Below are 8,437 nucleotides of genomic sequence, written 5' to 3' on the forward strand. Positions count from 1 at the left end.
ATGGAATCCGAGGGAATCGGCCGCGTGTTTGCGGCATTGCGCGCCTTGTGGCGCCGCGGTTCCGGCCGGTATGCGCTGATTGTGCTGGGCCTGTGGATCGCGGTGGCGATCGTGTCCCTGTTCTGGACCCCGCAGCCGCTGCTGGCCACCGACGGCTACCATGTGTGGGCCCAGCCGTCCGCCGCGCACCCGCTCGGCACCGACGGCACCGGCGCGGATGTGCTGAGCTGGCTGATGGCCGGATCGCGCACCAACCTGGTGATCGCCGTGCTCACCGTGATCTGCTCCGGCGCGCTGGGCCTGCTGCTGGTGGGTCTCATGGTCTCGCGCTCCGCCGGCCTCGCCTCCACCACCGTGGCCGTGGTCGACGCGCTCATCTCCATTCCCACGGTGCTGATCGCCCTGCTGCTCACCGTGCCGTTCGGTGCCTCGGTCGGCGTGATCGTGGGCGCCTGCTCCATCGCGTACGGCCTCAATCTGGCCCGCATCGCGCGTCCCTCCGCCATGCTCGCCGCGCGGTCCGACTACGTGGAATCGGCTCTGGCCGGCGGCGCGTCCGGCTGGTACGCCTTCACCCGTCATGTGGTGCCGAACATCATGCCCGTCCTCACCGTGCAGCTGACCATCTCCGCCGGCACCTCCGTGCTGGCCGAGGCGGGACTGACTTATCTGGGTGTGGGCGTGGGCGCCGGCGTGCCCAGTTGGGGCCACTCGCTGTCCACGTCCGTCAAGCTCATCAACGTGTTCCCGCTGACCGTGGTGTGGCCCGGCCTGGTGGTCACGCTGGCGGTGGTGGCGCTGAACTTGCTGGGCGACGCGTTCAATTCGGCCATGGATGAGGGGAGTCTGTAATGAGCGTTGAGATTCGCGGACTGAATGTGACGATCGGCGGGCATGCCGGTTCGGCGCGCGGCGGTTCCGGGCGTGATGGCTCCGGGCGTGATGGCTCCGGCAATGCCGTGGTGCGTGACGTGGACCTGACCGTGGGCGACGGGGAGCGCGTGGGGCTGATCGGCTCCTCCGGTTCCGGCAAGTCAATGATCGCCAAGTCCATGCTGGGCCTGCTGCCGCGCGGTGCCCGGGCGACCGGCTCGATCGACCTCGGTGGCACCGAGGTGATCGGCGCCTCGGACCGCACGCTCGCCGACCTGCGCGGGCGCTATGTGGGCGTGGTCTTCCAGAACCCCGGCACATCGCTCAATCCGGTGTCCACGGTGGCCAAGCAGATCGAGCTGCCGCTCAGGCTGCACTACGATCTGACCGCATCCGAGCGGCGCGACCGCGTGATGGCTATGCTGGACAAAGTGGGACTGACGGCGGATATGGCCGGCAAATACCCGCACGAACTCTCCGGCGGGCAGCAGCAGCGTGTGGGCATCGCCACTGCGCTCATCACCTCGCCCAAGCTCATCGTGGCCGACGAGCCGACCACCGCGCTCGACTCGATCATCCAGCGGCAGATCGTGGACTTGCTCGTCTCGCTGGTGGACGACGCCGGCGCCTCGATGCTGTTCATCACGCACGATTTTTCGGTGCTCGCCCGCGCCACCACGCGCTGCTATGTGATCGACGACGGGCGTGTGGCCGAGGAGGGGGCCACCGCCGATCTGCTGGCCTCGCCCGGCACCCCCGTCGCGCGCGAACTGGTGGGTTCGGCGAGGCGGCTGACGCTGTCGGCTGTTGGTTCGCCCGCTGTGTCGTCCACTGTTTCGTCCGATCGGGGAGGTGCCCGGTGAACGCATTGTTGTCCGCGTCGCACATTGTGAAGAGCTTCCCGGTTGCCGGACGCGGCCGTCAGCAGGTGCTGTTCGACGTGTCCGCTTCGGTGGATGCGGGGGAGTGCCTCGCGGTGATCGGCGGTTCCGGCTCCGGCAAATCGACGCTGACGCGCATCATGCTGGGTTTGGAGACCGCCGACTCGGGAACCGTGACCTATGAGGGCTCTCCGGTGGTCGCCGGTCGCGGCGGGCGCATCGCGGGCTCGTCGGAGGGCTTCCGCGCCCTGCGGCATGAGTCCGGGCTGGTGTTCCAGAACCCGTTCGCCTCGCTCGATCCGCGCTGGGCCGTGTTCCGGTCCGTCGCCGAGCCGCTGGTGCTGGCTGGGGGAGCGGGCCGGGGAAACGTCTCCCGTGCGGAGCTGGTTGAGAAGGTCTCGAAGGCCCTGCGCACGGCCGGGTTGGAACCCGGCGACATGCTCTCGAGGCGGCCTCGTGAGCTGTCCGGCGGGCAGGCGCAGCGCGTGGCCATCGCCCGTGCCATCGTGGCCTCGCCGAAGGTGATTCTGGCCGACGAGCCGATGAGCGCGATCGACGTGACCGTCCGCGTGCAGATCCTCGACGCGCTCGCGGCCATTCGCGCCGAGCGGCCGGACATGGCGCTGATCATCGTCTCGCACGATCTGGGCGTGGTCCAGCATCTTGCCGACCGGATTCTGGTGCTGCACAACGGCCATGTGGTGGAATCCGGCCCGGTTGGAGCGGTTCTGGGCCATCCCCAAGCCGACTACACCCGCGATTTGGTGGCCGCCGCGTCCCTATAGCGCGGCGGGCGTCCCCTCCCGTCATCCTGAGTCTCCCCGTCATTCTGGGTCTCTCCCCGTCATCCTGAGCGCAGCGAAGGATCCTTAATCTTTCTGCATCATGGCTTTATGCGAAATGACGAAGGATCCTTCGCTGCGCTCAGGATGACGGGGAGCGCGCTCCACTCAGATGACGGCTCAGGATGATGCACCATAGGCCCATTCCCCGGGCCAAAACTGGGCAAATCCGGTCGTCCGATTTTCAAACTGGGCAGATCCGGTCATCTAGAGGCCGATTTGGGGGTCTAGATGACCAGATCTGCCCAGTTTGCGAATCAATCGTTCCGATCTGCCCAGTTTGCGCTGCAAACCAAGCGGAACCGATCGCCAACCCATCCTGAGCGCATCGGACACCCCCGATCCTGCGCTATGTCTTTGTGCGTAATGGCCAAGGATCCTTCGCTTCGCTCAGGATGACGGGGGAGACTCAGGATGACCGAATCAGGCGGCGAGCTCGGCTTTGAGCGCCTTCAGATCGGCCAGAATCGCCTCGTGGCATGCCTCGTTGGAGTCGAAGGCGAGGTGGCAGAACGCGCACTCGTGGCCTTCGCGGTTTTCGTGGCAGGTGTGGATGCAGGCCTTGCCCTCGCACTGCTCGTCGGAGCCGCGCATGCAGTCGTTGTCGTCGCAGCAGTCGCCGGTCAGGCAGCAGCCGCAGCATCCGCAGGCGGCCACGCCGTGCGTGTGGACGGAGACGTCGAACTTGGCGAGCGTGTCCTTGCAGACGGCGAAGGTGCCTTCCTCGGTGATGATCTCGTAGGCGTGCTGGTCGATGGTCTTGATGGTCATTGGTTGTCCTTTCAATGTGTTGGTGATTGAAAGGATAGGGTCGCCCGCGGTGCGTGCGAAAGTTAGTGAAAGTGGTTACCGGTCCCGCTGACCGTCGCCATTTAGGGTGTCCTCGATGGCCTTCCGAGCGCAGCGGGGGCACAGGCCGTAGATCTCCAATTCGTGGGTGACGTTGATGTAGTGCAGTTTGGCAGCGGCCTGCTCAATCCATTGCTCCAGCCCCGGAATCTCGATCTCTATGGTCTTTCCGCAGCCCCGGCACATGATGTGATGGTGGTGGCGATGATCGATGCAGGCGCGGTACAGGGTTTCGCCGTTGAGGTGGATGACGTCGAGCTTGCCCTGATCGGCCATCAATTGCAGGTTCCGGTATGCGGTGGTGGTGCCGATGCGCGTGCCGCGGTTGCGCAGAATGTCGGTGATCTCCTGGGCGGTGGCGAAACGCGACAGCTCGGACAGCGTCTGCTCGATCAGCATGCGCGGTCTGGTGATGCGGGGGTTCGAGGGCTGCTGCATGTGTGCGTCGGTGCGGCGCTCCTGACGATCGGACACATTCCCCTCCTTTATTTTCTACTAATGATACTTGTTATCGTTAATGAGGCAAATTGTGTGTTTCCGTGGACGGCGTCGCCGCGCACAAGTCATCGCATTCGGGCCGCCTCGCAAAAGGATGCGCCCCGATCGGCGGAGAACGATGTACCGATCGGGGCGCAAGTGCTGTTATGGGGGGTGCTTCCGTCATCCGGGGGCTTCCTCGTCATTCTGAGAGGGGATTCCCTCTCCGTCATCCAGAGCGCTGGGCCTCTCCCCGCCGTCATCCTGAGCGCAGCGAAGGATCCTTCGTCATTACGCGCATAGCCATGATGCGGAAAGGTTAAGGATCCTTCGCTTCGCTCAGGATGACAGGAAGACCGCTCAGGATGACGGAGGTGACTTCGCTTCGCTCAGGATGACGAGACCGCTCAGTGCGCGAGCATCTCCGTGGCCACTTCCTCGGCGCTCAGCGAGGCCGGGTAGTAGGTGGGCCAGTTGTCCATCTCCTTCAGGGTCTCCTCCTGCGAGGAGTCACCCATGAAGATGTGGAAGTGGGCGGACTTGCCCGGCGCGATGCCGTGGTCGGAGAACTGCACCACCTTCGGCGCGCCTTCGGGCACGTCGCCCACGGCGGTGAACAGGTAGCGCACGCCGCGGTTGCCCTTGGCGTAGTCGAGGATCCTGTAGCCATCGTACTTGTAGGTGGCGGTGGCGGTCTGGCCGCCTCGGGTGAAGCTCATCTGGTCGCCCTTGATGGAGATTTTCTCCACGTCGGTCTTGTAGCCGGTGTCGTAGTACTGCTTGTACTCCGCGGCCGTCATGTCGCCCTTCTTGGCCTTGGCCTCCATCACCGTGTCCAGCGTGCCGTCCGTGAGGTACGGGTAGACCGACTGCCATTCGCCCTCGTAATCGGACAGCGTGCGGTCCTTCACGTCCTGCGTGAGGAAGTAACCGTTCGTGGTGTCCGTGGCGATGGCCTGCTTGGCGATCAGCGTGAGCCATCCGAGCAGCGTGGACTGGTTCTCGGGCAGCTGCTCGGTGGCGGAGATGATCGTCTTGTGGCTGGAGACGGCCGCGTCGTTGAGCTTCTGCGCGAATCCGCCCATTTCCTGCGGGTTGACGACGAGGATGTCCACCTCGTCGCCGGAGACGATGTCGATCGCGGCCTTCAGATCGGCCGCGGAGGGCTCGGCCTCGCTGTTCATTGCGTTGGTATAGGCGGCGGGGGTGTGGTCCTCGGCGCCCAGATAGTCGAGCAGGTAGCTGATGATCGACTCGGTGGCCGCGTAGGTGCGCTTCACGTTCTTGGCGCGTGCCTGGTTGACCAGGGCCACGAAGTTCGCGTACTCGCCGTTCCACTCGTTGAAGTGGCGCTGGGCGGTGGCCGCGGTGTCCGTGCCTTCGCCCGCCTTGGACGTGTAGGCGGCGTTGATCGCGTCAGCCGCCTTGAGCACGGCCTCCGGGCTGAACCACAGGTGGGGGTTCGTGGAGCCGTGGTGGTGATGGTGGTGGCCCTCCTCGGAGCCCTCCTCGTGCTCGTGCTCGTGCTCCTCGGTGGCGGTGATGCCCATGAGGTCACCCACGTTCACGATCGTCTGGCGGCTCGTGTCGAACTGCGCCTTTTCGGCCCAGCCGTCGTAGCCGGCGCCGTTGAGCACCACGATGTCCGCCTTGGCGAGCTTGGCCATGTCCGCGGCGGTGGCTTCGTAGTCGTGCGGGTCGGCCGCGGTGGAGTTGATCAGCGATGTCACGTTAGCGCACTTGCCGCCGAGCTGCTGGGCGAGCGAGCCCCACTGGTTCACGGAGGCGACCACGTCGAAGGTGGTGCTGCAGGCGTCGTTCGCTCCCGTGCTCGTTCCCGCGGCGGCGACCGTGCCGGCGTTGCTGTCTCCTGCGGCGGATCCCGATCGGCTGCGGTTCGCGAAGGCGAATCCGCCTGTGATCAGTCCGCCAAGCAGCGCGCCGATCACGGCGACGATGATCAACTGGATGATCGTGCTGCGTCGGTTCGCGACGAGCTGGGCGGTGGGGCCGTTTGCGGCGGCCGGCTCGGGGGTTGGTTTGGGGGATTCAGGGGTATGGCTGGCGTTCTGACCGGTCATGCTCTCTTCTCTTTTCTACCTATGTTGTATTTGTGAATGGGCGATTGGGATGGTTGGCGGATCGCCGTTCATGGCTTCCAGTAGCCGCGACGCACGGCCGCGGCAAGATTCTGGGGAACCCGGACCGTTTCGCCTTCCGGGGTTTGCACGGTGGCGAGCTGCTGGACCTTTGCCTTCCAGTTGGATCTGCGGGTGCGCGTGTTCGCGCGGGACGTTCTGACCTTGGGCAGTGCCATCAGCCTTGCCTCGCCTTCCATCGGGGGTTCTTCTTGTTGATCACGTACAGGTGTCCGCGGCGGCGCACGACGACTGAGCCGTCCTTTCGCGCCAGCGAGCGGATGGATGCCTTGACTTTCATGGGATGTTCCTTTCCGTGTGTATTCAGTCCCCGCGCCCGTAGCGACGGTTGAACTTCTGCACCTGGCCGGCCGTGTCGAGTACGACGTTTCTGCCGGTGTAGAACGGATGGCTGTAGGAGGAGACCTCCACGTCGACCAGTGGGTATGTGTTGCCGTCCTCCCACTCGATGGAGGGCAGGCTGGCGGCCTTGGCGGCCAGCGTGGACCTGGTGAGAAACGCCGTGTTCGACGACCGGTCTCGGAAGACCACGTAGTCGTATGTGGGGTGGATGTTGGATTTCATGGGTGTTGGTTCCTTTGCTTTTCTGACGGGCCCGCCGCCTGTCACCAGCTCGACTTCACGACGCCCGGGAGTTCCCCGCGGTGCGCCTTCTCGCGCAGATTGATGCGTGACAGGCCGAATGCGCGATTGAAGCCGCGCGGCCGGCCGTCGATCGCATCGCGGTTGCGCAGTCGGGTCGGGCTGGCGTCGCGGGGGAGCGACTGCAGTCGGCGCATGGCCTCCGCTCGTTCCTCGGCGCTCAGATGCGGATTGACCGAGTCGCGCTTGTATTGCGCGCGGCGCTCGGCGTACTTCGCCACGGTCAGCTCGCGTTGGTGCTGCTTGGCGATTTTGCTGGTTTTAGCCATGGTGTTTTCCTATCGGTGGTGATTCCTATCGCGTTTCGCGAAACAGGACGCGCTTGCCCGCGACGGGGTCGAACTTCATGAGTTCCAGTCGGTCCGGGGTGTTGCGCCGATTCTTGGTGGTGGTGTAGGTGAATCCGGTGCCGGCTGTGGACCTGAGGTGGATCACCGGGCGGATCTCCGCGGATTTGCTGGCCATATGGCCCTTCCTTCTTTCTGATGATGCTGGCGTTGGCTTAGGCCACGTCTTCGCCCTGCTTGGCGATGCGCACGATCGCCGCCTCGATGCCGATGCGGTCGATGGTCTTGATGCCCCTGGCGCTGAGCGTCAGTGTGACGCGGCGGCCCAGCGAGGGCACCCAATAGCGCTTGGTCTGCAGATTCGGGTTGAAGCGCCGGCGGGTCTTGCGATGCGAATGGGAGACGCGGTTGCCGGTGCCCGCCCGCGTGCCCAGAATTTGACAATGTTTGGTCATGGGTGTCACTATATCATAATAATAATCATTCTCAAAACAGAAAGGTCGATATGATTCATCCGACATTGAAATCATTGGGAAACGCGGAACATGGCGATGAGGGGAGCGCGCCCGCCGTGGTGCTGCTGACGGGCGCCGATCGGCTGAGTCTTGACTCGGTCGCCTTCTCATTGCTTGATGGCCGTCCGGATGCGGGCATGATCGCCTATGACGTGCGCGTGGATGACGCGGCTTCGGCGGGCCTGTCCGTTGTGCGTCGATGCCTGCCGCCGATCGGGCGGGGAGTGGCCTGTGATCCGACTGCGGACGTGCTCGGCGTGCGTACGGGCGGGACGGAGTCGCTGCCTGTGGACGAATGTTGCCTGAGCTGCACGGTCAAGCACGATCTTGAGCGGCAGCTGGGCTTATGGGCGGAGTCCGGGGTGTGGCGTGATGGTGGCGCCGTTGGTGCCGAAACGCCCGCGGTGCTGGTGATGTTGCCTGTGGGCGTGGAGGGGGTGCCGATCGCGCAGTACCTTGAGGATGCATTCCAGCTGCATGAGTGGGGCGCGGGCATGCGTGTGGCGGCGATTGCCAATGCGGTGGGACTGGATGAGTTTGAGGAGCGGTTCTATGACGATGCCCCGCTGATGCTTGCGGGAGGTCTTGGCGGGGAGGCTGGCGACGATGGCGTATTCGATGAGCGTTCGACCGGTGTGGTGGTCTCACGGCTCATCCACGAGGCCACGCATGTGCTCGAACTGCCGGTGATCGGTCGCGGATGCCTTGCCCGGCATGTGGATGCGTCGGGGGAGTGCATGTGTCGCGCGATCATCCGGGCCATTGCGGCCGGCGGTGATGGCGTGGTGTGCGAGGATGCCCACGAAGTGACGTTGGATGCGCTGGTGAGGGGTGAGGCGACCGTGGATGTGTGAATGAATGGCTCACCGCTCAGGGTGACATGGTCCTGTTCCGTCATCCTGAGCGCAGCGC

The 8,437-nt window shown here is 64.7% G+C and carries 13 protein-coding genes; 4 read left to right on the top strand and 9 right to left on the bottom strand.

From position 1 onward, the window contains the following. Genes EMO90_RS01830 through EMO90_RS01840 form a run of 3 tightly spaced genes read left to right on the top strand, consistent with a single transcriptional unit; the run spans position 1 to position 2,539 of the window. A complete protein-coding gene (locus EMO90_RS01830; RefSeq protein ID WP_150354023.1) occupies positions 1 to 852 on the top strand; it encodes an ABC transporter permease in 852 nt (283 codons plus the stop codon). Beyond that, on the top strand, positions 852 to 1,736 hold the full coding sequence (locus EMO90_RS01835) for an ABC transporter ATP-binding protein (protein ID WP_150354022.1): 885 nt from the start codon (positions 852 to 854) through the stop codon (positions 1,734 to 1,736). The genes EMO90_RS01830 and EMO90_RS01835 overlap by 1 nt, the downstream gene beginning before the upstream one ends. After that, positions 1,733 to 2,539, top strand: coding sequence for an ABC transporter ATP-binding protein (locus EMO90_RS01840; RefSeq protein WP_150354021.1), 807 nt, complete (start codon positions 1,733 to 1,735; stop codon positions 2,537 to 2,539). The genes EMO90_RS01835 and EMO90_RS01840 overlap by 4 nt, the downstream gene beginning before the upstream one ends. Before the next feature lie 480 nt (positions 2,540 to 3,019). Here the strand turns inward: EMO90_RS01840 and EMO90_RS01845 are convergent, their stop codons facing one another. From EMO90_RS01845 to rpmB, 9 genes are all read right to left on the bottom strand, one after another. Further along, positions 3,020 to 3,367, bottom strand: coding sequence for a lectin-C (locus EMO90_RS01845; RefSeq protein WP_190972001.1), 348 nt, complete (start codon positions 3,365 to 3,367; stop codon positions 3,020 to 3,022). A 75-nt stretch (positions 3,368 to 3,442) separates the two neighbouring features. Continuing rightward, positions 3,443 to 3,919: a Fur family transcriptional regulator gene (locus EMO90_RS01850; protein WP_223849747.1), complete on the bottom strand. Its 477-nt coding sequence runs from the start codon at positions 3,917 to 3,919 to the stop codon at positions 3,443 to 3,445. 410 nt (positions 3,920 to 4,329) lie between these two features. Then, positions 4,330 to 6,003, bottom strand: a complete 1,674-nt coding sequence (locus EMO90_RS01855; protein ID WP_150354020.1) for a metal ABC transporter solute-binding protein, Zn/Mn family — start codon at positions 6,001 to 6,003, stop codon at positions 4,330 to 4,332. Positions 6,004 to 6,071: 68 nt separating this feature from the next. Next, positions 6,072 to 6,239 carry a 50S ribosomal protein L32 gene (rpmF, locus tag EMO90_RS01860; protein ID WP_150354019.1) on the bottom strand — a complete coding sequence of 56 codons (168 nt, stop codon included), beginning with the start codon at positions 6,237 to 6,239 and terminating at the stop codon, positions 6,072 to 6,074. Next, positions 6,239 to 6,361 carry a type B 50S ribosomal protein L36 gene (ykgO, locus tag EMO90_RS01865; protein WP_150354018.1) on the bottom strand — a complete coding sequence of 41 codons (123 nt, stop codon included), beginning with the start codon at positions 6,359 to 6,361 and terminating at the stop codon, positions 6,239 to 6,241. The genes rpmF and ykgO overlap by 1 nt, the downstream gene beginning before the upstream one ends. A gap of 23 nt (positions 6,362 to 6,384) precedes the next feature. Continuing rightward, positions 6,385 to 6,645, bottom strand: coding sequence for a type B 50S ribosomal protein L31 (locus EMO90_RS01870; protein ID WP_150354017.1), 261 nt, complete (start codon positions 6,643 to 6,645; stop codon positions 6,385 to 6,387). A gap of 41 nt (positions 6,646 to 6,686) precedes the next feature. Next, entirely contained in the window at positions 6,687 to 6,992 is a 306-nt protein-coding gene (gene rpsN / locus EMO90_RS01875; protein WP_150354016.1) for a 30S ribosomal protein S14, read from the bottom strand. 25 nt (positions 6,993 to 7,017) lie between these two features. Next, positions 7,018 to 7,188, bottom strand: a complete 171-nt coding sequence (rpmG, locus tag EMO90_RS01880) for a 50S ribosomal protein L33 (RefSeq protein WP_150354015.1) — start codon at positions 7,186 to 7,188, stop codon at positions 7,018 to 7,020. A 37-nt stretch (positions 7,189 to 7,225) separates the two neighbouring features. Then, positions 7,226 to 7,465 (bottom strand): 50S ribosomal protein L28, encoded by a 240-nt coding sequence (gene rpmB / locus EMO90_RS01885; RefSeq protein WP_150354014.1) that lies wholly within the window; start codon positions 7,463 to 7,465, stop codon positions 7,226 to 7,228. 65 nt (positions 7,466 to 7,530) lie between these two features. Between rpmB and EMO90_RS01890 the strand changes: the two genes are divergently transcribed. Next, a complete protein-coding gene (locus EMO90_RS01890) occupies positions 7,531 to 8,379 on the top strand; it encodes a hypothetical protein (RefSeq protein WP_223849746.1) in 849 nt (282 codons plus the stop codon). The last annotated feature ends 58 nt before the right edge of the window (positions 8,380 to 8,437 follow it).

It is taken from the genome of Bifidobacterium vespertilionis (assembly GCF_008698145.1).
GTDB lineage: Bacteria > Actinomycetota > Actinomycetes > Actinomycetales > Bifidobacteriaceae > Bifidobacterium > Bifidobacterium vespertilionis.